Genomic DNA, 25,320 nt, shown 5'->3' on the forward strand with positions numbered 1-25,320 from the left:
AGGCCGGGCAAGGCAGGATGGGCCGGCGGCCGGAGCGCCAGGGTGCGCCCTGAGACAAGGCGACAGGAAAGGGGGCACATTGGCGCCCCCTTTTTTTGAATTGTTGTCATCCGCCTCGTGCAAGATCCGATGCGGATGAAATGCATGCATCCGGACCGGACGTGGCCAGTTCGAAGTGCCTGTCCGGCGAGAACCAATCAAGGAGTGACAAATGGCGGCAATTACCGCAAGCATGGTGGCTGAACTGCGCGCGAAGACCGACGCGCCGATGATGGAATGCAAGAAGGCCCTGACCGAGGCCGAAGGCAACATGGAAAAGGCCGAAGAGCTGCTGCGCGTGAAGCTGGGCAACAAGGCCAGCAAGGCTGCGTCGCGCGTCACGGCCGAAGGCGTGGTCGCCTCCTTCATCGACGGCACCGTCGGTGCCCTGGTCGAGCTGAACTGCGAGACCGATTTCGTATCGAAGAACGACGACTTCCTGGCATTCTCGGCCAAGGTCGCCGAGCTGGTGGCCACGCAGAGCCCGGCCGACGTGGCTGCCCTGTCGGCCCTGGAAATCGACGGCGTGAGCGTCGAGGCAACCCGTACCGCCCTGATCGGCAAGATCGGCGAGAACCTGGCCATCCGCCGCTTCGTGCGCTACGCCGACGGTGGCAAGCTGGTGTCGTACCTGCACGGCACGCGCATCGGCGTGATGGTGGAATTCGACGGTGACGAAGCTGCCGCCAAGGACGTGGCGATGCACGTGGCCGCGATGAAGCCGGTGTCGCTGTCGTCGGCCGACGTGCCGGCCGAGCTGATCGCCAAGGAGCGCAGCATCGCCGAGCAGAAGGCAGCCGAATCGGGCAAGCCCGCCGAGATCGCCGCCAAGATGGTGGAAGGCTCGGTGCAGAAGTACCTGAAGGAAGTCTCGCTGCTGAACCAGCCGTTCGTGAAGAACGACAAGCAGACCGTCGAGCAGATGCTCAAGGCTGCCAACACCAGCGTCAAGGGCTTCACCCTTTACGTGGTGGGCGAGGGCATCGAGAAGAAGCAGGACGACTTCGCTGCGGAAGTGGCTGCCCAGGTAGCCGCGGCGCAGAAGGCCTGATGCCGGACGGGTCACCTGTCTCGGAAGCGAGGCAGGGCGGCCCCGTATAATGCCGAGAGGGGCGCCGCAAGGTGCCCTTCTGCACAAATGTGGTCTGGCAGGCGCATGCGTCTCCGGACTGCGACAGACGGCTTCCGCCGTCGCCTGCGCTCGCGGTACCACCGCGCACGGAGCAGACGACGGCGAAAACCAGTCTTTCCTGCGCGGCGGCGCGCCGATCCGCGCCGCGCGCTTTCAAACATCCGTTCGAACCAGCGTTCCGAACCAGCCCGAGGGTGAACATGCCAGCCTATAAGCGCGTCCTTTTGAAACTGTCCGGTGAGGCCCTGATGGGCGACGATGCCTTTGGCATCAACCGTGCCACCATCGAAGGCATGGTCAACGATATCGCCGAGATCGTGAAACTCGGCGTGCAGGTGGCGGTGGTCATCGGCGGCGGCAATATCTTCCGCGGCGTGGCTGGCGGTGCCGCCGGCATGGACCGCGCGACGGCCGACTACATGGGTATGCTGGCGACCATGATGAATGCCCTGGCCCTGCAGGATGCCATGCGCCACGCCAACATCGAAGGCCGCGTGCAGTCCGCGCTGCGCATGGACCAGGTGGTCGAGCCCTATATCCGCCCGCGTGCCATCCGCCAGCTCGAGGAGGGCAAGGTGGTGATCTTCGCCGCGGGCACCGGCAATCCCTTCTTCACCACCGACACCGCAGCCGCGCTGCGCGGTTCCGAGATCGGCGCGGAGATCGTGCTGAAAGCGACCAAGGTGGACGGCGTCTATACCGCCGACCCGAAGAAGGACCCGAGCGCCACGCGCTACACCACGATCACCTTCGACGAGGCCATCTCGCGCAACCTGCAGGTGATGGACGCCACCGCCTTCGCGCTGTGCCGCGACCAGAAGCTGCCGATCAAGGTGTTCTCCATCGTCAAGCCGGGTGCGCTCAAGCGCGTCATCCTGGGCGAGGACGAAGGTACGCTGGTGCATGTGTAGTAAACGGCCGGCGGGCCGCCGCAGTGGCGCCCGCGCCGGCAAAGAGTAGAATGGTTCATTTTCGGCCCCGCCGTGCGGGGCCACGATTGGCATTTGGAGGTAATGATGAGCGTCGCCGACATCAAGAAGAGCGTCGAGCAGAAGATGCAGAAATCGATCGAGGCATTCAAGGCCGACCTGGCCAAGATCCGCACCGGTCGCGCGCATACCGGTCTGCTCGACCACATCCAGGTCGATTACTACGGCTCCATGGTGCCGGTCAACCAGGTGGCCAACGTCGGCCTGGCCGACGCGCGCACGATTTCGGTGCAGCCGTGGGAAAAGAAGATGGTCGGCGCCGTCGAGAAGGCCATCCGTGACTCGGACCTGGGCCTGAACCCCTCGACCATGGGCGACGTGATCCGCGTGCCGATGCCTGCGCTGACGGAAGAACGCCGCAAGGAACTGACCAAGGTGGTCAAGTCCGAGGGCGAGAGCGCCAAGGTGGCGGTGCGCAACCTGCGCCGCGATGCCAACGAGCAGTTCAAGAAGCTGGTCAAGGACAAGACCATTTCCGAGGACGACGAGCGCCGCGGCCAGGACGAGGTGCAGAAGCTGACCGACAAATACGTGGCGGAAATCGACAAGATGGTCGCGGAAAAGGACAAGGAGATCATGACGGTCTGAGCGGGCGGCCGGCGGCCCGCCGCCGGCACCGCGGACGATCGTCCTACACCATGCAGCACATCAGTTCCACGCTAGGCGTACCCGATACCAGCTACGTGCCCCGGCATGTCGCCATCATCATGGATGGCAACGGCCGCTGGGCGACCCAGCGGCATCTGCCGCGTATCGCCGGCCACACGCGCGGCCTGGAAGCCGTCCGGGCCGTGGTGGAGGCGAGCGCCGCGCGTGGCGTCCAGTACCTGACGCTGTTCGCCTTCAGCTCCGAGAACTGGCGCCGTCCGGTCGAGGAGGTCTCGTTCCTGATGCGGCTGTTCATGTCCGCCTTGCGCCGCGAGGTGGTCAAGATGCACGCCAACAACATCCGGTTGAAGGTGGTGGGCGACCTGAGCCGCTTCAGCGCGCGTATCCAGCAGTTGATCCGCGATGCCGAGGCGCGCACGGCGGGCAACACCGGCCTGACCGTGACCATCGCCGCCAACTACGGCGGCCGCTGGGACCTGCTGCAGGCCATGCGCAAGATGCTGGCGCGATCGCCGATGCTCGACGTGGATAAGATCGAAGAGGGGGAGCTGACGCCCCACCTGGCGATGGCCTACGCGCCGGAGCCGGACTTGTTCATCCGTACCGGCGGCGAGCAGCGCATCAGTAACTTCCTGCTCTGGCAGCTCGCCTATTCCGAGCTGTATTTCACCGACGTCTTCTGGCCCGACTTCGACGCCGCGGAACTGGACAAGGCCTTTGCCTCGTACCGCCAGCGCGAGCGCCGCTTCGGGCGTACCAGTGCGCAGGTGGTGGCACCTTCGGGTCTGTCCGGCACGGCCTGAGGGCCGGGGACCGCCGCCGCGCATCGCACTGCAACCGCTCTTCGGGAACCCGCGGTACATGCTCATCACCCGTGTTATCACCGCGCTGTGCCTGCTGCTGGTGCTCCTGCCCATCCTGTTCCTGGCGCCGCCGGTCGCGCTGGCCGGCCTGGTGGCCGTGATCGTGCTGCTCGGCGGCTGGGAATTCGGCCGGCTGATCGGCTTGCCCGGCGCCTGGGCCTGGGGGTACGGCGCCGCCTGCCTGCTGGCGTTGCTCGGCTGGCAGGCGCTGTCGGATCCGGCACTGCTGGTACGCCTGCTGCAGGCGGCGGTGGTGTGCTGGGGCATCGCGCTGGTGCTGCTGGCGCGCGGCGTGCGGCGTGCCACGCCGGGCTTCACCGCGCTCGGCGCGTTGCTGGGCCTGGTGATGCTGCCCGCGTTCGGTCATGCCACCATGGTGCTGCGCCAGGCGGGCATCGGCGTGCTGCTGTCCGTGGCGGTGCTGGTGTGGGCCGCCGACATCGGTGCCTATTTCGTCGGCAAGGCCGTCGGCCGCCGCAAGCTGGCGCCGACCATCAGTCCCGGCAAATCCTGGGAAGGCGCGCTGGGTGGCTGGCTGCTGGCCTCGCTGATCTCTCTGTGGCTGGCTGCCAGCCACGTGCTGGCGCCGACCTGGTTCTCGCGCGGTGCCGATGCCATGGGCCTGCTGCCGGTGGCGCTGCTGGTGACGCTGCTGGTCGCAGCCAGCGTGATCGGCGACCTGTTCGAATCGCTGCTCAAGCGCCAGGTCGGCATGAAGGACAGCAGCGCGCTGCTGCCGGGCCACGGTGGCGTGCTCGATCGCATCGACGCCCTCCTGCCCGTCTTCCCGCTGGCCGCGCTGCTGGCGACCTTTTTCTAAGTTCAAGCTGATATGCATCGCGTTACCATTCTCGGAGCCACCGGCTCGATCGGCGAGAGCACGCTGGACGTGGTCAGGCGCCACCCCGGCCGCTATTCGGTCCATGCCCTGTCTGCGCACCGCCAGGTGGACAAGCTGGCGGCCCAGTGCCTGGAATTCCGCCCCGAGCGCGCCGTGATGGGCTCGGCCGAGGCCGCGCGCGAACTGGAGGGCCGGCTGCGCGCAGCCGGCCTGAAGACCGTGGTGGAGTGGGGCGAGTCGGCGCTGGAATCGATCGCTGCCGACGGCCCGACCGATGCCGTGATGGCGGCCATCGTCGGTGCGGCCGGGCTGCGGCCGTCGCTGGCGGCGGCGCGCGCCGGCAAGCGCGTGCTGCTGGCCAACAAGGAGGCGCTGGTGATGTCCGGCGCGATCTTCATGGACGCGGTGCGCGAGCACCGCGCGACCCTGCTGCCGATCGACAGCGAGCACAACGCCATCTTCCAGTGCCTGCCCGCCGACGATCCGCGCTGCCAGGGCGGCGTGTCCAGGGTGCTGCTGACCGCCTCGGGCGGGCCCTTCCGCACGCGCGATCCGCATACCCTGCACGATGTCACGCCGGACCAGGCCTGCGCCCATCCGAACTGGTCGATGGGCCGCAAGATCTCCGTCGACTCGGCCACCATGATGAACAAGGGGCTGGAGGTGATCGAGGCGCACTGGCTGTTCGGCGCTCCCGCCGACCGGATCGAGGTGCTGATTCATCCGCAGAGCATCGTGCATTCGATGGTGGCCTATACGGACGGCTCGGTGCTGGCCCAGCTCGGCAACCCCGATATGCGTACGCCGATCGCCTATGGCCTGGCCTACCCGGAGCGGATCGATTCCGGGGTGGCACCGCTCGACCTAGTCAAGGCGGGCAGCCTGGTGTTCGAGCACCCTGATTTCGAGCGCTTTCCCTGTCTGGCGCTGGCCTTCGACGCCCTGCGCGCGGAAGGCGTGGCGCCGGCGGTGCTGAACGCCGCCAACGAGGTGGCCGTCGAGGCGTTCCTGCAGGGCGCGATCCGTTTCACGGACATCGCCCATGTTGTGGCGCGCGTGCTGGAGCTTCCGGCCGAGGGCGACGCCGCCTCGCTGGAGGGTGTGCTGGCGGCCGACGCCGGCGCGCGCCGCCAGGCGCACAAGCTGCTGGGCGCGCAGCCCGCCTGATGCGCGGGTGCGCAGCTGGCTTCTGCCACAATAGCGATGACGACGCCGTGCCGGCGGTGCCCGCCAAGCGCAACCCTGTGACGAGCCGCAGCCCATGCAGACCCTGATCGCTTTCCTTGTCGCCCTGTGCGTGCTGATCTTCGTGCACGAGATGGGGCATTACCTCGCCGCCCGTGCCTGCGGGGTCAAGGTGCTGCGTTTTTCGATCGGCTTCGGCCGGCCGCTGCTGCGCCGGGTTTCCAAGGGGCGCGACCGCACCGAGTGGACACTGGCGGCAATCCCGCTGGGCGGCTACGTCAAGATGCTCGACGAGCGCGAGCTGGAGCCGGGCGAGGCGGCGACCGTCGATCCCGCCGAGCTGCCGCGCGCTTTCAACCGCCAGCCGGTCGGCAAGCGCTTCGTCATCGTGGCGGCCGGGCCGATCGCCAATTTCCTGCTGGCCATCCTGCTGTATTTCCTGTTGTTCGCCGGTGGCATGCGCGAGGCGGCGCCGCTGCTGGCCGCACCGGCGCCCGGCAGCGTGGCCGCCCAGGCCGGCCTGCGCGCCGGCGACCGCGTGCTGTCGCTGAGCGCGAACGGCAGCACGGAAGCGGTGCGTTCCTGGGGCGACCTGCGCATGGCGGTGTTCGCCGAGGGCTTCGGCGGCGCGCGCGCGGTGCTGCGCGTGCGCGGCACCGACGGCGCGGAGCGGGACGCGGTGCTGCCGAAGCTGCCCGATACCGGACGCGACCCTGAACAGGATCCGCTGGCCTTGCTCGGCCTCGCCCTGCAGGGCGGTCCGATCACCATCAGCGAGGTGCTGCCGGATTCCGCGGCCCGGCGCGCCGGCCTGCGCGCCGGCGACCAGGTGGTTGCCCTGCAGGGGCAGGCGCTGACCCAGGCCGGCGAGCTGATCCGCGCGGTACGCGCGCGGCCTGGCCAGGCGGTGACGCTGGGCATCGTGCGTGACGGGCAGCGGCAGGAAGTCGCGGTGACCCTCGACACGGCGCCGGCCACCGGCAGTGCGGCGGCTTCCGGCAAGCTCGGCGCTGCCCTCAGCCAGGCGGTGGAAATGGAGACGGTACGCTACCGGCCGGACCAGGCGCTGCTGCGCGCCGCCGGCCAGGTCTGGTCGACCAGCACGCTGTCGCTGAAGCTGCTGGCCAAGATGCTGGTCGGCCAGGCCTCGCTGCAGAACCTGAGCGGGCCTCTGACCGTGGCGGACTACGCAGGGCGTGCCGCGAGCCTGGGCTGGCAGCCCTTCGTGGGCTTTCTGGCGCTGGTCAGCGTCAGCCTCGGTGTGTTGAATTTGTTACCTATTCCGGTACTGGATGGGGGTCATTTGCTGTATTATTGCGTGGAATTTTTGACCGGCAGGCCAGTACCAGACCATTGGCAGGCAATGCTACAGAGGGTCGGCATCGCCTGCATTCTGCTCCTGACATCGCTCGCCCTGTTCAATGACGTCAGCCGGCTGCTGTTCGGGCGCGGCTAGAACAAGAGGCGGGCGGCGCAGCCGTCGCCGACGATGTCAGGCATGCCGATGCCCAGGCGCAGCCCGGGGGCATCGGAGTCCAATCCTGCATGGAACCAAAGAGGGGATCAAGATTGATCAGACATAAGCGCATCTCGCTGAGCGTTCTGGCTAGCGCCATGATTGCCGCCTGGACGCCAGCGGGTTGGGCCGCGGAGCCCTTTGTCGTCAAGGACATCCGTGTCGAAGGGCTGCAGCGGGTCGAGCCGGGCACCGTGTTCGGCTACCTGCCGGTCCGGGTCGGCGAGACCTTCACCGACGAGAAGGGCGCCGACGCGATCCGCGCGCTCTACAATACCGGCTTCTTCAAGGACGTGCAGATCCGATCCGAGGAAGGCGTGCTGGTGGTCCGCGTCGAGGAGCGACCGGCCATTTCCCAGCTCGAGTTCGTCGGCATCAAGGAATTCGACAAGGACACCCTGCGCCGCTCGCTGCGCGCCGTGGGCGTGGCCGAAGCGCGCTACTACGACAAGGCGCTGATCGACAAGGCCGAGCAGGAACTGAAGCGCCAGTACGTCTCGCGCGGCTACTATGCCGCCGACGTGCAGACCACGGTGACGCCGGTCGATCGCAACCGCGTGTCGGTGGTGTTCAACGTCGACGAAGGTCCGGTGGCCAAGATCCGCCAGATCAATATCGTCGGCAACAAGGCCTTCAAGGAAAGCACGCTGCGCGACGAGATGCAGCTGTCGACGCCGAACTGGCTGTCCTGGTACACCAAGAACGACCTCTATTCGAAGCAGAAGCTGACGGCCGACCTGGAGGCGCTGCGCTCGTTCTACCTGAACCGCGGCTACCTGGAGTTCGCCATCGAGTCGACCCAGGTGTCGATCACGCCGGACAAGAAGGACATCTTCCTGACGCTGAACATCAAGGAAGGCGAGCAGTACAAGGTGTCGGACATCCGCCTGGCCGGCGAGATGCTGGGCAAGCAGGACGAGATGGAGAAGCTGCTGAAGCTTCACAAGGGTGAAGTCTTCTCGTCGGAGAAGCTGACGCAGAGCACCAAGGCCATCACCGACCTGCTGGGTACCTACGGCTACGCCTTCACCACCATCAATCCGCAGCCTCAGATCGATCGCGAGAAGCGCGAGGTGGCGCTGACCCTGATGGTCGATCCGGGCCGCCGCGTCTATGTGCGCCGCGTCAACGTGATCGGCAACAGCAAGACGCGTGACGAGGTGGTGCGCCGCGAGATGCGCCAGATGGAGAGCTCGTGGTTCGACAGCGAGAAGCTGACGCAATCGCAGGCCCGCATCAACCGCACCGGCTATTTCACCGACACCAACATCACCACCGAGGACGTGCCGGGCGCGCCCGACCAGGTCGACGTCAACGTCAACGTGACCGAGAAGCCGACCGGCCAGATCAGCCTCGGCCTGGGCTTCTCGTCGACCGACAAGCTGGTGCTGCAGGCCGGCCTGCGGCAGGACAACGTGTTCGGTTCGGGCACCAGCCTGGGCCTGGACATGAACACCGCCAAGTCCTTCCGCACGATCTCGCTGACGCAGTACGACCCGTACTTCACGGTGGATGGCATCAGCCGCACGACCGACGTCTACTACCGTACCGCACGGCCGCTGTACTACACCGGTGACTCGGACTACAAGATCGTCACCATGGGTGGCAGCTTCAAGTTCGGCGTGCCGTTCTCCGAGGTCGACACGGTGTTCTTCGGGGTGGGCTTCGAGCGAACCCAGGTCTACACCGATGTCAATACGCCCAGCCAGTACGTGACCTGGCTGAACAAGATCGGCAAGGGTAGCGGCGATCCGATCAACAATATCCCGTTCACCATCGGCTGGGCGCGCGACCGCCGTGACAGCGCGCTGGTACCGACCAAGGGCCCCTACACCCAGGCCAACCTGGAAGTCGGCCTGCCGGGCGGCGATACGCAGTACTACCGCGCCAGCGTGCAGCAGCAGTACTTCTACCCGATCTCGAAGTCGTTCACGCTGGCGTTGAACGGCGAGGTCGCCTACGGCCACGGCTACGGCAACACGCCGTTCCCGGTGTTCAAGTACTTCTACGCCGGCGGTATCGGCTCGGTGCGCGGCTACCAGACCAGCACGCTGGGTCCGAAGGACCAGAACGGCAACCCGGTGGGCGGCGCCTCCAAGATGATCGGCAACGCCGAATTCATCTTCCCGCTGCCCGGTTCGGGCGTGGATCGCACGCTGCGCCTGTTCACGTTCTTCGACTTCGGCAACGTCTACCAGGAAGGCGCGCCGCTGAACTTCGGCCAGCTCAAGTACTCGACCGGCTTCGGCATGTCTTGGCTGTCGCCGATCGGCCCGCTGAAGATCAGCATGGGCTTCCCGCTGCGCCTGGCACCGGAAGACAGGACCCAACGCTTCCAATTCCAGATGGGTACGGCATTCTGAGTACGGCATTCTGAAGAAGGGATACAGTTATATGAAAACCACTTCCCCATTGATCAAATCCCTGGGCGCGCTGGCACTGGCCGCCGCTGCCGTCGCCGCAGCACCCGCCTTCGCCCAGGAGGCGCGCATCGCCGCCGTGAACTCCGAGCGCATCCTGCGTGATTCGCAGCCTGCCAAGCAGGCGCAGGTCAAGCTGGAGCAGGAGTTCTCCAAGCGTGACCGCGAGTTGCAGGACATGGCCCAGAAGATCAAGACCATGGCCGACAAGCTCGACAAGGACACGGCCGTGCTGGCCGATACCGACCGTCAGCGCCGTCAGCGCGAGGTGGCCGATCTCGACCGTGAGTTCCAGCGCAAGCAGCGCGAGTTCCGCGAGGACCTGAACCAGCGCCGCAACGAAGAGCTGGCCCAGGTGCTGGAGCGCGCCAACCGCGTGATCCGCCAGCTGGCCGAGCAGCGCAAGTACGACCTGATCGTGCAGGAAGCGGTCTACGTCAACCCGCGCATCGACATCACCGACGACGTGATGAAGGCCCTGAACGCAGGCGGTGCCGCCACGGCCCCGGCCGGTAAGTAAGGCGCTCGCGCCTGCTGTTTTTCCCTCCTGGAAGTACTGCCATGAAGACGCCCACACTGGGTCAGCTCGCCACCGAAAACGGCGCGCAGGTTGTGGGTGATCCCGACCTCGCCGTGCGCGGCCTCGCGCCGCTCGACCAGGCGGGGCCGGACCAGCTCTCCTTCCTTTCCAATCCGCTTTACCTCGCGCAGGCGGCCTCCAGCACCGCCGCGGCGGTGATCGTGTCGCCGGCCGACCTGGAGCGCCTGCGCGCCGAGGGCCACGCCGAGGGCCGCCACTGGATCGTGGCGCGCAACCCTTACGTCGTGTTCGCCCGCATCGCGCAGCGCTTCGACCGCGAGGCCAATGCCGACCTGCGTACCGGTATCGACGCGCGCGCCAGCGTGGCAGCGGATGCGGTGGTGCCGGCGTCCTGTTTCATCGGCCCGAATGTGGTGATCGAGAGCGGGGCCAGGCTGGGCGAGCGCGTGCGCATCCTGGCCAACAGCTTCGTCGGTGCCGGTGCGCAGGTGGGCGACGACACGCTGGTCTACGCCAATGTATCGATCTACCACCGCTGCGTGGTGGGTGCCCGCTGCATCCTGCACAGCGGCGTGGTGATCGGTGCGGACGGCTTCGGTTTCGCGCCGGACATCGGCCCCGCTGGCGTGGAGTACGTCAAGATCCCGCAGACGGGCAGGGCGGTGCTGGGCAATGACGTCGAGGTCGGCGCCAATACCGCCATCGATCGCGGTGCCATGGCGGACACCGTGATCGAGGACGGCTGCAAGCTGGACAACCAGGTGCAGATCGCGCACAACGTGCGTGTCGGCGCCCATACCGTGATCGCGGGCTGCGCCGCCATTGCCGGCAGCACGCACGTGGGCCGCTTCTGCGTGATCGGCGGCTCGGCCAATTTCGCCGGACACCTGAATATCGCCGATCGCACCACGGTATCGGGCGGCACCTCCATCACCAAATCCATTACGAAACCCGGCGGGCACTACACCAGCGTCTTCCCCTTCCTGCCGCACGGCGAATGGGAAAAGAACGCCGCCATCGTGCGCGGGCTCTCCAAGCTGCGTGAGCGCGTCATGCAGATCGAGAAGCGCTTGCGCGGCGAGGGCGCCGGAAACCGCAACACCCAAGAAATCGAAGGGAAATCATCATGACCGCAGCCGACATCGACATCCGCAAGATCCTCAAGCTGCTGCCGCATCGCTATCCCATCCTGCTGGTGGACCGGGTACTCGAGTTCGAGCCGGGCAAGCGCATCAAGACGCTGAAGAACGTCACCATCAACGAGCCCTACTTCATGGGGCATTTCCCCGAGCAGCCGGTGATGCCCGGCGTGCTCATCCTCGAGGCGCTGGCGCAGTCGGCCGGCCTGCTGACGTTCGGCGCGGAACTCGAACGCAAGGAAGGCGCGCTGTACTACTTCGTCGGCATCGACGGCGCTCGCTTCAAGCAGGTCGTCTATCCGGGCGACCAGCTCCACCTGAACGTGACCGTCGAGCGCTACATCCGCGGTATCTGGAAGTTCAAGGCTTTTGCCACCGTCGACGAGAAGGTCGCGTGCGAGGCCGAACTGATGTGTACCGTCAAGCAGGCCGAGGCCTGATGGGCAGGGGTGCCGCCGCGCTCTGTAGCGCCGGCGGACCCTGCATGAATGCGCTTTATCAGACCATAGGACAGGACGCATGACGCAAATCCACCCCACCGCACTGGTCGATCCGAAGGCCGAACTGGCGGACGACGTGAGCGTCGGGCCGTTCTCCATCGTCGGCCCCAACGTACGCGTCGGGCGCGGCACCCGCATCGGAGCCCATACCACCGTCGACGGTCACACCACCGTGGGCGCCGACAACCGTATCGGGCCGTATGCTTCCGTCGGCGGCGCGCCGCAGGACATGAAGTACCGCGACGAGCCGACGCGCCTGGAGATCGGCGACCGCAACACCATCCGCGAGTTCACCACCATCCATACGGGGACCGTGCAGGACCAGGGCCTGACCAGCATCGGCAACGACAACTGGATCATGGCCTACGTGCACATCGCGCACGACTGCCGCGTCGGCAACCATACGGTGTTCTCCAGCAATGCGCAGATCGCCGGCCACGTGCAGGTTGGCGACTGGGCCATCATCGGCGGCATGAGCGGCGTGCACCAGTTCGTGCGCATCGGCGAGCATGCCATGCTGGGCGGAGCCTCGGCGCTGGTGCAGGACGTGCCGCCCTACGTGATCGCGGCCAGCGACAAGAACGGCAACAAGGCGGCGCCGCACGGCGTCAACGTTGAAGGACTGCGCCGGCGCGGCTTCGATGCCGCGCAGATCGCGGCGCTGCGCCAGGCCTACAAGCTGCTCTACAAGTCGGACCTGAGTTTCGACCAGGCTCGCGTGGAGATTGCCGATCTCGCCGCCCAGACCGATGCCGGCACGTCGCAGCCGCTGCACACCTTCCTTGCCTTCATCGCCGCCACGCAGCGCGGCATCGTGCGCTGAGGCGGCCGGGGTGACGGCCGTCGGCGCAAGGCAGGACGCCGGGCAGATGCCCGGCAAGCGGGGCACCATTGGCATGGTGGCGGGCGAGGCGTCGGGCGATCTGCTCGCCGCCCAGTTGCTGGCCGGGCTGAAGTCCCGGCTCGGGGACACGGTCGACTACGCGGGCATCGGCGGCAAGCGTATGATGGCGGAGGGTTTCCGCTCCGACTGGCCGATGGAAACCCTCTCGGTCAACGGCTACGTGGAAGTACTGGGCTCGCTGCGCGAGATCCTGGCGACGCGCCGCGCGGTGCGCGACAAGATGCTCGCCCAGCCGCCGCTGTGCTTCATCGGCGTCGATGCGCCCGATTTCAATTTCGGCCTGGAAGTGCCGCTGCGGCGCGCAGGCATCCCGGTCGTCCATTTCGTCAGCCCGTCGATCTGGGCCTGGCGCGGGGGGCGGATCCGCACCATCGCACGGGCGGTCGACCATATCCTGTGCCTCTTTCCCTTCGAGCCCGAGATCTATGCGCGCGCCGGCATTCCCGCCACCTACGTGGGGCATCCGCTCGCCGATGTGATCCCGATGGTGCCCGATGTCGCGGGCGCGCGCGCCCGGCTCGGCCTGCCTGAAGGACGCCGCGTGGTTGCCGTACTGCCGGGCAGCCGGCGCTCCGAGGTGCGTAACCTGGGCGCCACCTTCTTCGCGGCGATGGCGCGGATGCAGGCGATGGAGCCGGACCTGGTCTTCGTGCTGCCGGCGGCGAGCGCGCCGCTGCGCGCCATCGTCGAGGAACTGCATCGGCAGTATCCGGACCTGGCCCTGACCGTCGTCGACGGGCAGTCGCACCTGGCGATGGAAGCGGCCGACGTGGTGCTGCTCGCCAGCGGTACCGCCACGCTGGAGGCAGCGCTGTACAAGAAGCCTATGGTGATTTCCTACAAGGTGCCCTGGCTGACCGCGCAGATCATGAAGCGCCAGGGCTATCTGCCCTACGTCGGCCTGCCCAATATCTTATCCGGTCGCTTCGTCGTGCCGGAACTGCTGCAGGACGATGCCACGCCCGAGGCGCTGGCGCGCGAGACGCTGCTGCAGCTGAACGACGAGAGCAACACCGCCTTCCTGCGTGAGCATTTCACCCAGATGCACCATTCGCTGCAGCGCAACACCGCCGGACTCGCCAGCGAGGTCGTGGTCCGGCTGATGCACGAGCGGGGGCAGCTCTGATGGTGACCCGCAAGACCAGGGCTGCGGCGGCGCCACAGCTGGAGCTGGGCTGGCAGGCCCCTGCGGGCCTGCTGTGCGGTGTCGATGAGGCGGGCCGCGGTCCGCTGGCCGGTCCGGTCTACGCCGCCGCGGTGGTGCTCGACGCGGCCCGGCCGATCGAAGGGCTGGCCGACTCCAAGGTGCTGACGGCGCGTCGGCGCGAGGCCTTGTTCGATCTCATCCGCGAGCGTGCGCTGGGCTGGCATATCGCGCAGGCCAGCGTCGAGGAGATCGACCGGCTCAACATCCTGCACGCCACCATGCTGGCCATGCAGCGCGCGGTGCAGGGCCTGGCGGCCGGCGGCGTCACGCCGGACCTGGTCCAGGTCGACGGCAACCGCTGCCCGCAGGTGCCGTTCCCGGTGGAGGCCGTGGTCAAGGGCGATGCCAAGGTCCAGGCCATTTCGGCGGCCTCCATCCTGGCCAAGGTGGCGCGCGACCGCGAACTGCTGGCCCTGCACGCGGAATTCCCGCAGTATGGGTTCGACGTCCACGCCGGTTACCCGACGCCGCAGCACCTGGCGGCCCTGGCGCGCCATGGCGCGACCGCGCACCACCGCCGTTCCTTCGCACCCGTGCGCAAGGCGCTCGAAGCCGGCGCCGGCGCCGCCTGATGGATGGCCGGGCGGGCCGAGCGCCTGCCGTGCCCGGCCCGCCGAACTCCGGAGATTCCGCCGTGAAGCATCTCACCTCGCGCGACAACGCGCTCTTCAAGCACCTCAAGGCGCTGACCACCTCCACCCACCAGTTGCGCAAGGCCGGGCAGGCGCTGCTCGACGGCGTCCATCTGGCGCAGGCCTATCTGGACGCGCAGGGCACGCCGCTCCAGTGCGTGGTGTCCGAGCGCCACTTCGACCATGCCGAGGTCGTGCCTTTGCTGCGCCGCGTGCCGGATGATCGGGTGGTGGTGCTGGCGGACGCGCTGTTCGCGCAGATCGCCACCGTGGCCAACGGGATCGACCTGATGCTGGTGATCGATACGCCGCAGGGCAAATTGCCTGCGCGCGTGGACACCGACTGCATCATCCTCGATGGTGTGCAGGATGCCGGCAATGTGGGCTCGATCCTGCGCAGCGCGGCGGCGGCGGGCATTCCCCATGCCTTTCTCGCCACCGGCTGCGCCCTGGCATGGTCGGCCAAGACCCTGCGGGCTGCCATGGGGGCCAATTTCCACCTGAATATCGTCGAACACTGCACGCCGGAACTGCTGCTGCCGCGGCTGGCCGTGCCGCTGCTGGCGACCTCCTCGCATGCCGACGCCGAGCTTTACGACGTGGATCTGCGCGGGCCGGTGGCCTGGGTGGTGGGCAACGAAGGGGCGGGGGTGGGGCCGGCATGGATGGCGGCCGTGACGCGCAAGGTGGGGATTCCGCAACCGGGCGGGCTGGAGTCGCTCAATGTCGGGGCGGCGACGGCGGTGTGCCTGTTCGAGGCAGTCAGGCAGCGGCGCGGGTGAGGCGCGCCGCCGGGCCAGTGCGGATGCCGGGTCCGGCGGCGCCACTCAATAGCAGTTCAATAGCAGTTCAACGGCCTTTCAATAACCGTTGTCCCGCTCCACCTTGATTTCCTGCAGGATGGTGGTGGCGATCTCCTCGATCGATTTGTGCGTCGAGGACAGCCATTTGATGCCTTCGCGACGCATCATCGATTCGGCTTCATTGACCTCATAGCGGCAGTTCTCCAGCGCGGCATACTTGCTGCCCGGACGCCGCTCGTTGCGGATCTCGGTCAGGCGCTGCGGATCGATGGAGAGACCGAAGATCTTGCCCTTGAACGGATAGAGCGCCGACGGCATGCGGCCGCGCTCGAAGTCGTCGGGGATCAGTGGATAGTTGGCTGCCTTCAGGCCGTACTGCATGGCGAGGTAGAGGCTGGTCGGAGTCTTGCCGCTGCGCGACACGCCGACCAGGATCACGTCGGCCTCGGCCAGGTTCTTGTGCGACTGGCCGTCATCGTGTGCCAGCGAGAAGTTGATGGCCTCGATGCGGTTCTTGTAGGCCTCGGTGTCGGCATTCTGGTGGAAGCGGCCGATCGCATGGGTCGACTTGATGCCGAGTTCCTTCTCCAGCGGCTCGATGAAGGTCTGGAACATGTCCAGGATCATGGCCTTGGCGCGGCGCAGTGCCTTGTTCGACTCGGGATTGACCAGCGTGGTGAAGACGATCGGCGGGGCGCCCTCGGCATAGAAGGCCTCGTTGATCTTGCCGACGGCGATATGCGCCTTGTCGGGCGTGTCGACAAAGGGCATGCGCACCTTGCGGAAGCGCATCTCGAACTGGGCCAGGATCGAGTGGCTGAAAGTCTCCGCGGTAATCCCGGTGCCATCGGATACGATGAAGACGGTGCGGACGGCGGGACGCCCGTTGGTAGGCTCGGCGGGCGAGGTCGCTTGCGGCACTTCAGGCTCGGTCATATCTGAACAATATTTTGAGTACGGCTTCCGCGAAAGTGCGGTGCGGCACGGTAGAATAGCGGCGATCTTTTCGCTAAGCAATTCCACAATCCCAGTCGTTGCAATGGTTACGCGGTGGATTGTGCGCAATGTGCGCTGCAGCAAGGGCTGCGGTGGGGTGGCTTAGCCAAGCGATCTGTTCGGGAGCAGAACACTAAGAATATGCCGAACGCGCAACAGGTTTCTTACTTTGTTTTGAGGCTTTTATGACCAACCAGGCTAAAGACGGCGCCTACGTGCTGCCGTTCGAACAGTTGCGCATGGCTGACGTGGAAATCGTCGGCGGCAAGAATTCGTCGCTGGGCGAGATGATCTCCCAGCTGGCGGAAGCCGGCGTGCGCGTGCCCGGTGGCTTTGCCACCACGGCGCTGGCCTTCCGCGATTTCCTCGCCCACAACAACCTGACCGAGCGCATCTCCGAGCGTCTCAAGACGCTGGACGTCGACGACGTCAAGGCGCTCGCCGAGGCCGGCGCGCAGATCCGCGAATGGGTCGCCTCGGCCCCGTTCCAGCCCCGCCTCGAGCAGGAGATCCGCGAGCACTACGCCCGCGTGTCGGCACGCGAAGGTGCTGAAGCCTCCTTCGCCGTGCGTTCGTCGGCCACCGCCGAGGACCTGCCCGACGCTTCGTTCGCCGGCCAGCAGGAGTCCTACCTGAACGTCAGCGGTATCGACGACGTGCTCGACAAGATCAAGCACGTGTTCGCCTCGCTGTACAACGACCGCGCCATCTCCTACCGCGTGCACAAGGGCTTCGCCCACGACGTGGTGGCGCTGTCGGCCGGTGTGCAGCGCATGGTGCGCTCGGACCTGGCCTCCTCGGGTGTGATGTTCACCATCGACACGGAATCGGGCTTCCAGGACGTGGTCTTCATCACCTCCAGCTACGGCCTGGGCGAGACGGTGGTGCAGGGCGCCGTGAACCCGGACGAGTTCTACGTGTTCAAGCCCACGCTGCGCGAGGGCAAGTACCCGATCATCCGCCGCTCGATCGGCTCCAAGCTGATCAAGATGGAGTTCACCGCGCCCGGCGAAGCCGGCCGCGTGAAGACCGTGGACGTGCCCATCGAGCTGCGCAACCGCTACTCGATCACCGACGCCGACGTCGCCGAGCTGGCCCAGTACGCGCTGATCATCGAGAAGCACTACGGCCGCCCGATGGACATCGAGTGGGGCAAGGACGGCAAGGACGGCAAGATCTACATCCTGCAGGCCCGCCCCGAGACGGTGAAGAGCCAGGCCGCCGGCAAGGTGGAGCAGCGCTTCAAGCTCAAGGGTACCGCCCCGGTGCTGACCAGCGGCCGCGCCATCGGCCAGAAGATCGGTACCGGTCCGGTGCGTGTCATCAACGATCCGTCCGAGATGGAACGCGTGCAGCCCGGCGACGTGCTGGTGGCCGACATGACCGACCCGAACTGGGAGCCGGTGATGAAGCGTGCCGCCGCCATCGTGACCAACCGCGGCGGCCGTACCTGCCACGCGGCCATCATCGCGCGCGAGCTGGGCGTGCCGGCCGTGGTCGGTTGCGGTGACGCCACCGACTTGCTGAAGGACGGCACGCTGGTGACCGTGTCCTGCGCCGAAGGCGACGAAGGCCGCATCTACGACGGCCTGCTCGAGACCGAAGTGACCGAGGTCCAGCGCGGCGAGATGCCGGCGATCGACGTCAAGATCATGATGAACGTCGGCAACCCGCAGCTGGCCTTCGACTTCAGCCAGATCCCGAACAACGGCGTGGGCCTGGCCCGCCTCGAGTTCATCATCAACAACAACATCGGCGTGCACCCGAAGGCCATCCTCGACTACCCGCAGGTCGACGCCGATCTGAAGAAGGCAGTGGAAAGCGTGGCCCGGGGCCACGCCAGCCCGCGCGCCTTCTACGTCGACAAGCTGGCCGAAGGCATCGCCACCATCGGCGCGGCCTTCTATCCGAAGCCCGTGATCGTGCGCCTGTCGGACTTCAAGTCCAACGAGTACAAGAAGCTGATCGGTGGCTCGCGCTACGAGCCGGACGAGGAAAACCCGATGCTGGGTTTCCGTGGCGCCTCGCGCTACATCGCCGAAGATTTCGCCGAAGCGTTCGAGATGGAATGCAAGGCCATGAAGCGCGTGCGCGACGAAATGGGCCTGACCAACGTCGAGATCATGGTGCCCTTCGTGCGTACGCTGGGCCAGGCCGAGAAGGTCATCGAGCTGCTGGCCAAGCATGGCCTGAAGCGCGGCGAGAACGGCCTGCGCATCATCATGATGTGCGAAGTGCCGTCGAACGCCATCCTGGCCGAGGAATTCCTGCAGTTCTTCGACGGCTTCTCGATCGGTTCGAACGACCTGACCCAGCTCACCCTGGGCCTGGACCGCGACTCCGGCATGGAGCTGCTGGCCAAGGACTTCGACGAGCGTGATCCGGCCGTGCGCTTCATGCTGTCGCGCGCCATCTCGACCGCGCTGCGCCTGGACAAGTACGTCGGCATCTGCGGCCAGGGTCCTTCCGACCACCCCGACTTCGCTGCCTGGCTGGCCAAGGAAGGCATCAAGTCGATCTCGCTGAACCCGGACTCGGTGGTCGATACCTGGCAACAGCTGGCATCCTGAGGCATTTCGCGTCACAATAGAATCGTTGGACAGTTGCCGGCGCCTCGCGCGCCGGCACGCACCGGCCCTGCGTCAGGTGTGATATGGCCCCCGCAGGCGCCCACGGCGCGGCGGGGGTTTTTTCTTGCGCGAAGAGGGGACGCGATGACGAGCGAGTACGCGTGGTTCGTGGCTGCCGGCCTGCTGGTGATCGCCGAGCTGGCCAGCGGGACCTTCTACCTGCTGATGGTCGCGATCGGCCTGCTGGTGGGCGGGCTCGGCGGACTGGCCGGCCTCGAGCCCGGCGCACAGGCGGTGCTCAGTGCGGTGGTGGCGGTCGCCGGCATCGCCGTGCTGCGGCGCACCCGTTTCGGGCGGCCCAAGCGGCGCACCCCGGGCAGCGATCCCAATGCCAACCTCGACATCGGCCAGGAACTCGACGTGGCCGCCTGGGACCGCTATGGCCTGTCGCGCGCGCCCTACCGGGGCGCGGACTGGTCGGTCCGCCTGGCGCCCGGCCACGCGGCCGTGCCGGGACGCTTCCGCATCATCGAGGTGGACGGCACCACGCTGGTGGTGGTGCCGGCTGCTGCATCAGGCGGATCCGCAGGTGCAGCGGCCTAGCCGCAGCCACAGGGCCAGAACGGGCCGGGCGCCCCCGGCCCGAATCCGTCTCATCCGTGTTTCCCACGTTGCTGCGATGCGGTATCGCAGCCCCTCACTACGTACGGAGTGAATTCATGCTCGATTTCCAGCTCGGCCTGCTGCCCCTGATCATCCTCATCATCGCCGTCGTGCTGATCGCGCAGGCGATCAAGATCGTGCCGCAGCAGCATGCCTGGGTGCTGGAACGGCTCGGGCGCTACCACGCTACGCTGACGCCGGGCCTGTCCATCGTGGTACCGTTCATCGACCGCGTGGCCTACAAGCATGTGCTGAAGGAAATCCCGCTGGACGTGCCCAGCCAGGTCTGCATCACCAAGGACAACACCCAGCTGCAGGTCGACGGGGTGCTGTACTTCCAGGTCACCGATCCGATGAAGGCCTCCTACGGCTCCAGCAACTTCGTGGTCGCCATCACCCAGCTGTCGCAGACCACGCTGCGCTCGGTGATCGGCAAGCTGGAGCTGGACAAGACCTTCGAGGAACGCGAGTTCATCAACCACAGCGTGGTCAACGCGCTCGACGAGGCGGCCTCCAACTGGGGCGTCAAGGTGCTGCGCTACGAGATCAAGGACCTGACGCCGCCCAAGGAGATCCTGCATGCCATGCAGGCGCAGATCACCGCCGAGCGCGAGAAGCGCGCCCTGATCGCGGCCTCGGAAGGCAAGCGGCAGGAACAGATCAACCTGGCCGCAGGCGCGCGCGAGGCCGCCATCCAGAAGTCCGAAGGCGAGCGGCAGGCAGCCATCAACAAGGCGCAGGGCGAGGCCGCGGCCATCCTGGCGGTGGCCGAAGCCAACGCCCAGGCGATCGAGAAGATCGGCCGCGCGATCCGCACCGAAGGCGGCATGGAGGCGGTCAACCTGAAGGTGGCGGAGGAGTACGTAGGCGCCTTCGGCAACCTGGCCAAGCAGGGCAATACCCTGATCGTGCCGGGCAACCTGGGCGAGATGAGCGGGATGATCGCCTCGGCGCTGCAGATCGTGAAGGGGCAGCAGAAGGGCGCATGAGGATGCGTGAGGGTGCGTAAGAGGGGGGGGCGTGAAGGCGTGTGGGCACGCCCCCTGCGGCGGCCTATTCCTTGCCGCCGCCCTTGAGCAGGCGCGCCTTCTCGCGCTGCCAGTCGCGGTTCTTCTCGGTCTCGCGCTTGTCGAACAGCTTCTTGCCCTTGGCGAGGCCGATCTCGCACTTGACCCGGCCGCGTGTGTAGTGCAGGTTCAGCGGCACCAGCGTGTAGCCGCGCTGCTCGACCTTGCCGATCAGCTTCTTGATCTCGTCCGCTTTCAGCAGCAGCTTGCGCGTGCGCACCGGGTCGGGATTGACGTGGGTGGAGGCGCTCTGCAGCGGGCTGATGTGGGCGCCGATCAGGAACATCTCCGCATCGCGCACGACCACATAGCCTTCCTTGATCTGCACGCGTCCCGCGCGGATCGCCTTGACCTCCCAGCCTTCGAGCACGATGCCGGCTTCGTATCGTTCCTCGATGAAGTAGTCAAAGAAGGCTTTCTTGTTGTCTGCGATGGTCATGCGGTTCCGGTCTGAACGGCGGGTGGGCGGCACGGCCGGCGGCGGGATGGCCTGCGCCGGCCCGACGGGATGCCTGGAAGGCGCGCGTCGGCTAAAATCGCAATTCTAACAAACCGGCCCGGCACCGGTTCACGTCCGGCACTGACGCTGCCGGCGTCCGACATGCGCCGGCAGCCCCTGTCTTTCCCCATTCATGGCAGACGTCCATAAATCCGTGCTGCTCGGTTATTCGGCCGCGCAAATGTACGACCTGGTCACGCGCGTCGAAGACTATCCCAAGTTCCTGCCCTGGTGCGGCGGCGTGGAGGTGTTCGAGCAGACCGAGACCCTGCTCGACGCCAAGATTCACATCCATTTCAACGGCATCAAGCAGTATTTCCACACGCGCAATGTGCAGCAGCGCCCGACCCAGATCGACATGACCTTCGCCGACGGTCCCTTCAAGGTGTTCAAGGGTTCATGGCGCTTCACGCCGCTGCGCGAGGATGCCTGCAAGATCGATTTCCACCTGCACTACGAATTCTCCAGCTTCCTGCTGGAGAAGCTCATCGGGCCGGTCTTCAGCATGATTGCCAATACCTTCGTCGATGCCTTCGTCAAGCGTGCCGAGGTGGTCTATGAGGGACAATGACGCCGCCGCGCAGGTGCGAGCCCTGGTCTGCTACGCCCGGCCGGGCGAGGTCTTCCTGCGCGAGGTCGAATTATCGGCCGGCTCCACCATTGCCCAGGCGATCGCCGCGGCGGGCCTGTTGCAGGCCTGCCCGCAGATCGATCCTGCCAGTGCGCGGGTCGGCATCTTCGGCAAGCTGAAAACGATGGAAACCGTGGTGCGCGAAGGCGACCGCGTGGAGGTCTATCGCGGGCTGGTCGCCGATCCGAAGTCGGCGCGCCAGCGGCGGGTGCAGAAGACCCGCGCGGCGGGCTCGCGGGAAGGACACAAGTGGCGGGGCGGCGGCCAGTAGCCAGTAGCCGGTAGCCCGCTACGCGCCCGGCTGGCGCCAGCCGGGCGCGCTCAGATGCAGTTGCGTTCGATGTTGGCGTTGGTGCGTTCCAATTCGGCCTGGCGCTGGTTGCCGTCGAGGCGATTGAGCGAGCCGTCCGGCGCCACGGTGGCGATCCGGATGCCTTGTTGGAGCCCGTTGGCATAGTTGCGCAGCTGGGAGCAGCGGGTCTCGCGCTCCGCTTCCTGGGCTTCCTTCCGGGCCAGTTCGGTTTCCTGCTTCAAGTGTGCTGCGCGGCGCTTCTGGAAGGCCTCTTCCTCGCCTGCCAGTGCCGCTCCCGGCTTGGCCGGCAGTGGGGCCGGCGCGGCCGCCGCCGGCGCGCTGACATCGAGCGCCTGCAGGCTGCCGGCGAAGCGTCCGGGCGCCTTGAGGATGCTGCCGTCCGGCACACCGGGCGGCGGCGGCACATCGCTGTAGACCATGCGGCCGTTGCCGTCGCGCCACTGCCACTGGGGGAACGCGGTGGCCGGCAGCAGCAGGCAGGTGGCGAGCAGGCATAGCGCAGGCGTTCGTTTCATGGCGGGGCAGGGCGTCGGGTTTGGCTGGCGCGGCGGGCTTGGCGGGCCGGCGCGGCGCACGCGCCACACCGGCCGTGGGCGCTAGTTTAGGCAGACTTGTCGTCCGCGTGCAACCGCACCGACCAGGCCACGCCGATGATCAGCAACAGGATGGCGGCCAGCTCCAGCGGGCGTGGCCAGCGGTGGTCGAAGACGAAGCCGTAGGCCAGCGCGAACAGGGTCTCGAAGACGATCATCTGGCCCGACAGCGTCAGCGGCAGGCGCCGGCTCGAGATGTTCCACAGGTTGTTGCCGATCAGCGAGGCGCCCAGCGCGACGGCGGCATTGACCATCCAGAACCAGTGCCAGTCACGTCCGCTGCCGGATCCGCCCGGCGCGCTGCCGGCGAACAGCCAGCCGGCCAGCGCCAGCACCACCGAGGCCGCGCCGGTCGACATGCCATACAGCGCGGACCACTCATTGCCGCTGTACTGGGGATTGCGCTGCAGGTAGCGCGCGTTGTCCACCGCATACAGGGTCCAGCAGACCAGGGCGCCGGCCGCGCACAGCACGCCGGCGACCTTCTCCCACACCGGCCGCACGGCAGCGCCGGCCGCCGCCGCGTGCGCGCTGGCGCCGCCGCCGAACAGATCGATATTGATGCAGGCGATACCGGCCGCGACCACCAGCAGCGGCCAGATCAGCCGCGCCATCGGCACTGCGCCGTGATCGCGTCGTCCCATCACCGTGACCGAGATCGGCAGGATGCCGATGATCAGCGAAGTGGGGCCGACGCCGGCCAGTTGCACGCCGAAGGCCAGCAGCACGTAGTAGAGCAGGTTGCCGGTGAAGGCCTGGCGCAGCAGTGCGACGCAGTCGGCGCGTGTCAGCTTGCGCGCGATGCGGCGCAGCAGCGGCAGGGAGGCGATGGCCGCCACCAGGCCGTAGGCCAGGTAGCGCCCGATCGCCAGTTCCCAGGGGGAAAAGGCGGGCAGCAGCTTGGGGGCGATGAACACCATGCCCCAGAACGCACCGGCCAGCAGACCGCACAGTACCCCGATTCCCATGGCAACGACGCCGCGGCGTCCGTGCTGCGGCTAAAAGGAATCGAGGATAGCAGACGGCGTGCGCCGACACATCTGCGCCGGCGAGGTTCCTGTATAATTCGGTTTTGCGCCTAGAGGAATTGCTATGCGTCTTGTCCAGAAAGCACTCACCTTCGATGATGTGCTGCTCGTCCCGGCCTATTCGGCCGTCCTTCCCCGGGATGTCTCCCTCCGCACCCGCCTGACCCGCTCGATCGACCTGAACATTCCGCTCGTGTCCGCCGCCATGGACACCGTGACGGAAGCGCGCCTGGCGATCGCGATGGCACAGGCCGGCGGCATCGGCATCGTCCACAAGAACCTGAAGCCGGCCGACCAGGCCCGCGAAGTGGCACGCGTCAAGCGCTACGAATCGGGTGTGCTGCGTGATCCGATCACCATTTCGCCGGATATGAAGATCCGCGATGTGATCGCCCTGTCGCATCAGCACGGCATTTCCGGCTTCCCGGTGCTGGAAGGCAAGACGGTGGTCGGCATCATCACCAACCGTGACCTGCGCTTCGAGGAAGAACTGGACGCGCCGGTGCGCGCCAAGATGACACCGCGCGAGAAGCTGGTCACGGTGGCGGAAGGCGCCAGCCTGGAAGAGGCCAAGCGCCTGATGAACCGCCACCGCCTGGAGCGCGTGCTGGTGGTCAACACTGCTTTCGAGCTGCGTGGCCTGATCACGGTGAAGGATATCCAGAAGGCGGTCGAGCACCCGCTGGCCAGCAAGGACGATCACGGCCAACTGCGCGTAGGCGCCGCGGTCGGCGTGGGTCCGGACAATGACGAGCGGGTCGAGCTGCTGGTCAAGGCCGGCGTCGACGTGATCGTGGTCGACACCGCCCACGGCCACAGCCAGGGCGTGCTGGACCGCGTGCGCTGGGTCAAGCAGAACTTCCCGCAGGTGCAGGTCATCGGCGGCAACATCGCTACCGGCGAGGCGGCGCGCGCGCTGGTCGAGCACGGCGCCGACGGCGTCAAGGTCGGCATCGGCCCCGGCTCGATCTGCACCACGCGGATCGTGGCCGGCGTGGGCGTGCCGCAGATCACCGCGGTATCCAATGTGGCCGAGGCGCTCAAGGGCACGGGCGTGCCGCTGGTCGCCGATGGTGGCGTCCGTTACTCGGGCGATATCGCCAAGGCGCTGGCCGCCGGCGCGCATGCCGTGATGATGGGCGGCATGTTCTCGGGCACCGAAGAGGCGCCGGGCGAGGTGTTCCTGTTCCAGGGCCGCTCGTTCAAGAGCTACCGTGGCATGGGTTCGGTGGGCGCGATGAAGGATGGCGCGGCCGACCGCTACTTCCAGGAAGACAACACCGCCAACGTCGACAAGCTGGTGCCGGAAGGCATCGAAGGCCGCGTGCCCTACAAGGGTTCGGTGATGGCCATCATCCACCAGCTGTGCGGCGGCGTGCGCGCCTCGATGGGCTACTGCGGCAGCCAGTCCATCGCCGACTGGCACGAGACCTCGCAGTTCGTGCAGATCACCGCGGCCGGCATGCGCGAGTCGCACGTGCACGACGTGCAGATCACCAAGGAAGCACCGAACTACCACATCGACTGAGCGCCCGGCGGCGCGCCGGCCGGCAACCGCGAGAAGCGGGCCCGGCCGGTGCGCGCAGGCGCACGGCGCGGGCATCCGCGGCCGTCCGGCATCGCCGTCCGTGGCCGCGGCG

General features: G+C 66.9%; 25 protein-coding genes. 21 read left to right on the forward strand and 4 right to left on the reverse strand.

The annotated features are described in order from the left end of the window. The first annotated feature begins 211 nt into the window (after positions 1–211). From tsf to BKK81_RS09810, 15 genes are all read left to right on the forward strand, one after another. Entirely contained in the window at positions 212–1,090 is an 879-nt protein-coding gene (tsf, locus tag BKK81_RS09740; RefSeq protein ID WP_071012445.1) for a translation elongation factor Ts, read from the forward strand. Positions 1,091–1,371: 281 nt separating this feature from the next. Beyond that, positions 1,372–2,082 (forward strand): UMP kinase, encoded by a 711-nt coding sequence (gene pyrH / locus BKK81_RS09745; RefSeq protein WP_066735314.1) that lies wholly within the window; start codon positions 1,372–1,374, stop codon positions 2,080–2,082. A gap of 105 nt (positions 2,083–2,187) precedes the next feature. Next, positions 2,188–2,748, forward strand: a complete 561-nt coding sequence (gene frr / locus BKK81_RS09750) for a ribosome recycling factor (RefSeq protein ID WP_071012446.1) — start codon at positions 2,188–2,190, stop codon at positions 2,746–2,748. A 50-nt stretch (positions 2,749–2,798) separates the two neighbouring features. Further along, positions 2,799–3,572 (forward strand): isoprenyl transferase, encoded by a 774-nt coding sequence (locus tag BKK81_RS09755; RefSeq protein ID WP_071012448.1) that lies wholly within the window; start codon positions 2,799–2,801, stop codon positions 3,570–3,572. 58 nt (positions 3,573–3,630) lie between these two features. Continuing rightward, positions 3,631–4,452, forward strand: coding sequence for a phosphatidate cytidylyltransferase (locus BKK81_RS09760; protein WP_071012449.1), 822 nt, complete (start codon positions 3,631–3,633; stop codon positions 4,450–4,452). Between the two features lie 12 nt (positions 4,453–4,464). Continuing rightward, a complete protein-coding gene (gene ispC, locus BKK81_RS09765) occupies positions 4,465–5,640 on the forward strand; it encodes a 1-deoxy-D-xylulose-5-phosphate reductoisomerase (RefSeq protein ID WP_071012451.1) in 1,176 nt (391 codons plus the stop codon). A gap of 94 nt (positions 5,641–5,734) precedes the next feature. Next, on the forward strand, positions 5,735–7,114 hold the full coding sequence (rseP, locus tag BKK81_RS09770) for an RIP metalloprotease RseP (RefSeq protein WP_071012452.1): 1,380 nt from the start codon (positions 5,735–5,737) through the stop codon (positions 7,112–7,114). An 89-nt stretch (positions 7,115–7,203) separates the two neighbouring features. Next, positions 7,204–9,537 carry an outer membrane protein assembly factor BamA gene (bamA, locus tag BKK81_RS09775; protein ID WP_231907891.1) on the forward strand — a complete coding sequence of 778 codons (2,334 nt, stop codon included), beginning with the start codon at positions 7,204–7,206 and terminating at the stop codon, positions 9,535–9,537. Between the two features lie 31 nt (positions 9,538–9,568). Further along, positions 9,569–10,114, forward strand: a complete 546-nt coding sequence (locus BKK81_RS09780; protein ID WP_071012456.1) for an OmpH family outer membrane protein — start codon at positions 9,569–9,571, stop codon at positions 10,112–10,114. 41 nt (positions 10,115–10,155) lie between these two features. Further along, positions 10,156–11,265, forward strand: a complete 1,110-nt coding sequence (gene lpxD / locus BKK81_RS09785) for a UDP-3-O-(3-hydroxymyristoyl)glucosamine N-acyltransferase (RefSeq protein WP_071012457.1) — start codon at positions 10,156–10,158, stop codon at positions 11,263–11,265. Next, a complete protein-coding gene (gene fabZ / locus BKK81_RS09790) occupies positions 11,262–11,714 on the forward strand; it encodes a 3-hydroxyacyl-ACP dehydratase FabZ (RefSeq protein ID WP_071012459.1) in 453 nt (150 codons plus the stop codon). The genes lpxD and fabZ overlap by 4 nt, the downstream gene beginning before the upstream one ends. A gap of 79 nt (positions 11,715–11,793) precedes the next feature. After that, a complete protein-coding gene (gene lpxA, locus BKK81_RS09795) occupies positions 11,794–12,597 on the forward strand; it encodes an acyl-ACP--UDP-N-acetylglucosamine O-acyltransferase (RefSeq protein ID WP_071012461.1) in 804 nt (267 codons plus the stop codon). A gap of 46 nt (positions 12,598–12,643) precedes the next feature. Then, positions 12,644–13,804 carry a lipid-A-disaccharide synthase gene (gene lpxB, locus BKK81_RS09800; protein ID WP_071016289.1) on the forward strand — a complete coding sequence of 387 codons (1,161 nt, stop codon included), beginning with the start codon at positions 12,644–12,646 and terminating at the stop codon, positions 13,802–13,804. After that, a complete protein-coding gene (gene rnhB, locus BKK81_RS09805; RefSeq protein WP_418235895.1) occupies positions 13,801–14,457 on the forward strand; it encodes a ribonuclease HII in 657 nt (218 codons plus the stop codon). Before lpxB ends, rnhB begins: the two co-directional genes overlap by 4 nt. Before the next feature lie 62 nt (positions 14,458–14,519). Further along, positions 14,520–15,299 carry a TrmH family RNA methyltransferase gene (locus BKK81_RS09810; protein WP_071012465.1) on the forward strand — a complete coding sequence of 260 codons (780 nt, stop codon included), beginning with the start codon at positions 14,520–14,522 and terminating at the stop codon, positions 15,297–15,299. 78 nt (positions 15,300–15,377) lie between these two features. Here the strand turns inward: BKK81_RS09810 and ppsR are convergent, their stop codons facing one another. Next, the gene (gene ppsR / locus BKK81_RS09815; RefSeq protein WP_071012468.1) at positions 15,378–16,256 is read right to left on the reverse strand and encodes a posphoenolpyruvate synthetase regulatory kinase/phosphorylase PpsR; all 879 of its coding nucleotides are present in this window, start codon (positions 16,254–16,256) and stop codon (positions 15,378–15,380) included. A gap of 245 nt (positions 16,257–16,501) precedes the next feature. Between ppsR and ppsA the strand changes: the two genes are divergently transcribed. The 3 genes from ppsA (at position 16,502) to BKK81_RS09830 (ending at position 20,538) form a co-directional block, all read left to right on the forward strand. Beyond that, on the forward strand, positions 16,502–18,886 hold the full coding sequence (gene ppsA / locus BKK81_RS09820) for a phosphoenolpyruvate synthase (protein ID WP_071012469.1): 2,385 nt from the start codon (positions 16,502–16,504) through the stop codon (positions 18,884–18,886). Between the two features lie 144 nt (positions 18,887–19,030). Next, positions 19,031–19,489 carry an NfeD family protein gene (locus BKK81_RS09825; protein ID WP_071012471.1) on the forward strand — a complete coding sequence of 153 codons (459 nt, stop codon included), beginning with the start codon at positions 19,031–19,033 and terminating at the stop codon, positions 19,487–19,489. Positions 19,490–19,605: 116 nt separating this feature from the next. After that, complete coding sequence (locus tag BKK81_RS09830; RefSeq protein ID WP_071012473.1) at positions 19,606–20,538, forward strand: SPFH domain-containing protein; 933 nt, start codon at positions 19,606–19,608, stop codon at positions 20,536–20,538. Between the two features lie 64 nt (positions 20,539–20,602). On the opposite strand, the gene smpB is transcribed toward BKK81_RS09830, so the two are convergent. Next, positions 20,603–21,055 (reverse strand): SsrA-binding protein SmpB, encoded by a 453-nt coding sequence (smpB, locus tag BKK81_RS09835; protein WP_071012475.1) that lies wholly within the window; start codon positions 21,053–21,055, stop codon positions 20,603–20,605. A 193-nt stretch (positions 21,056–21,248) separates the two neighbouring features. Between smpB and BKK81_RS09840 the strand changes: the two genes are divergently transcribed. Next, the gene (locus BKK81_RS09840; protein ID WP_071012477.1) at positions 21,249–21,686 is read left to right on the forward strand and encodes a type II toxin-antitoxin system RatA family toxin; all 438 of its coding nucleotides are present in this window, start codon (positions 21,249–21,251) and stop codon (positions 21,684–21,686) included. After that, positions 21,673–22,017, forward strand: a complete 345-nt coding sequence (locus BKK81_RS09845) for an RnfH family protein (RefSeq protein ID WP_071012479.1) — start codon at positions 21,673–21,675, stop codon at positions 22,015–22,017. Before BKK81_RS09840 ends, BKK81_RS09845 begins: the two co-directional genes overlap by 14 nt. Before the next feature lie 50 nt (positions 22,018–22,067). Here BKK81_RS09845 and BKK81_RS09850 read toward each other — a convergent pair whose 3' ends face one another. Continuing rightward, the gene (locus tag BKK81_RS09850) at positions 22,068–22,574 is read right to left on the reverse strand and encodes a DUF4124 domain-containing protein (RefSeq protein WP_071012481.1); all 507 of its coding nucleotides are present in this window, start codon (positions 22,572–22,574) and stop codon (positions 22,068–22,070) included. Positions 22,575–22,660: 86 nt separating this feature from the next. Then, positions 22,661–23,620: a DMT family transporter gene (locus BKK81_RS09855; RefSeq protein ID WP_071012483.1), complete on the reverse strand. Its 960-nt coding sequence runs from the start codon at positions 23,618–23,620 to the stop codon at positions 22,661–22,663. Positions 23,621–23,744: 124 nt separating this feature from the next. Here BKK81_RS09855 and guaB point away from each other — a divergent pair, with 124 nt between their 5' ends. Beyond that, complete coding sequence (gene guaB, locus BKK81_RS09860) at positions 23,745–25,208, forward strand: IMP dehydrogenase (RefSeq protein WP_071012485.1); 1,464 nt, start codon at positions 23,745–23,747, stop codon at positions 25,206–25,208. Positions 25,209–25,320 lie beyond the last annotated feature (112 nt).

The organism is Cupriavidus sp. USMAHM13, assembly GCF_001854285.1.
Classification (GTDB): Bacteria; Pseudomonadota; Gammaproteobacteria; order Burkholderiales; family Burkholderiaceae; genus Cupriavidus; species Cupriavidus malaysiensis.

What these genes read in the sequence shown, in the direction of transcription:
- tsf (WP_071012445.1), top strand. Translation starts at nt 212, where the DNA reads ATGGCGGCAATTACCGCAAGCATGGTGGCTGAACTGCGCGCGAAGACC.
- pyrH (WP_066735314.1), top strand. Translation starts at nt 1,372, where the DNA reads ATGCCAGCCTATAAGCGCGTCCTTTTGAAACTGTCCGGTGAGGCCCTG.
- frr (WP_071012446.1), top strand. Translation starts at nt 2,188, where the DNA reads ATGAGCGTCGCCGACATCAAGAAGAGCGTCGAGCAGAAGATGCAGAAA.
- BKK81_RS09755 (WP_071012448.1), top strand. Translation starts at nt 2,799, where the DNA reads ATGCAGCACATCAGTTCCACGCTAGGCGTACCCGATACCAGCTACGTG.
- BKK81_RS09760 (WP_071012449.1), top strand. Translation starts at nt 3,631, where the DNA reads ATGCTCATCACCCGTGTTATCACCGCGCTGTGCCTGCTGCTGGTGCTC.
- ispC (WP_071012451.1), top strand. Translation starts at nt 4,465, where the DNA reads ATGCATCGCGTTACCATTCTCGGAGCCACCGGCTCGATCGGCGAGAGC.
- rseP (WP_071012452.1), top strand. Translation starts at nt 5,735, where the DNA reads ATGCAGACCCTGATCGCTTTCCTTGTCGCCCTGTGCGTGCTGATCTTC.
- bamA (WP_231907891.1), top strand. Translation starts at nt 7,204, where the DNA reads ATGGAACCAAAGAGGGGATCAAGATTGATCAGACATAAGCGCATCTCG.
- BKK81_RS09780 (WP_071012456.1), top strand. Translation starts at nt 9,569, where the DNA reads ATGAAAACCACTTCCCCATTGATCAAATCCCTGGGCGCGCTGGCACTG.
- lpxD (WP_071012457.1), top strand. Translation starts at nt 10,156, where the DNA reads ATGAAGACGCCCACACTGGGTCAGCTCGCCACCGAAAACGGCGCGCAG.
- fabZ (WP_071012459.1), top strand. Translation starts at nt 11,262, where the DNA reads ATGACCGCAGCCGACATCGACATCCGCAAGATCCTCAAGCTGCTGCCG.
- lpxA (WP_071012461.1), top strand. Translation starts at nt 11,794, where the DNA reads ATGACGCAAATCCACCCCACCGCACTGGTCGATCCGAAGGCCGAACTG.
- lpxB (WP_071016289.1), top strand. Translation starts at nt 12,644, where the DNA reads ATGCCCGGCAAGCGGGGCACCATTGGCATGGTGGCGGGCGAGGCGTCG.
- ppsR (WP_071012468.1), bottom strand. Translation starts at nt 16,256, where the DNA reads ATGACCGAGCCTGAAGTGCCGCAAGCGACCTCGCCCGCCGAGCCTACC.
- ppsA (WP_071012469.1), top strand. Translation starts at nt 16,502, where the DNA reads ATGACCAACCAGGCTAAAGACGGCGCCTACGTGCTGCCGTTCGAACAG.
- BKK81_RS09825 (WP_071012471.1), top strand. Translation starts at nt 19,031, where the DNA reads ATGACGAGCGAGTACGCGTGGTTCGTGGCTGCCGGCCTGCTGGTGATC.
- BKK81_RS09830 (WP_071012473.1), top strand. Translation starts at nt 19,606, where the DNA reads ATGCTCGATTTCCAGCTCGGCCTGCTGCCCCTGATCATCCTCATCATC.
- smpB (WP_071012475.1), bottom strand. Translation starts at nt 21,055, where the DNA reads ATGACCATCGCAGACAACAAGAAAGCCTTCTTTGACTACTTCATCGAG.
- BKK81_RS09840 (WP_071012477.1), top strand. Translation starts at nt 21,249, where the DNA reads ATGGCAGACGTCCATAAATCCGTGCTGCTCGGTTATTCGGCCGCGCAA.
- BKK81_RS09845 (WP_071012479.1), top strand. Translation starts at nt 21,673, where the DNA reads ATGAGGGACAATGACGCCGCCGCGCAGGTGCGAGCCCTGGTCTGCTAC.
- BKK81_RS09850 (WP_071012481.1), bottom strand. Translation starts at nt 22,574, where the DNA reads ATGAAACGAACGCCTGCGCTATGCCTGCTCGCCACCTGCCTGCTGCTG.
- BKK81_RS09855 (WP_071012483.1), bottom strand. Translation starts at nt 23,620, where the DNA reads ATGGGAATCGGGGTACTGTGCGGTCTGCTGGCCGGTGCGTTCTGGGGC.
- guaB (WP_071012485.1), top strand. Translation starts at nt 23,745, where the DNA reads ATGCGTCTTGTCCAGAAAGCACTCACCTTCGATGATGTGCTGCTCGTC.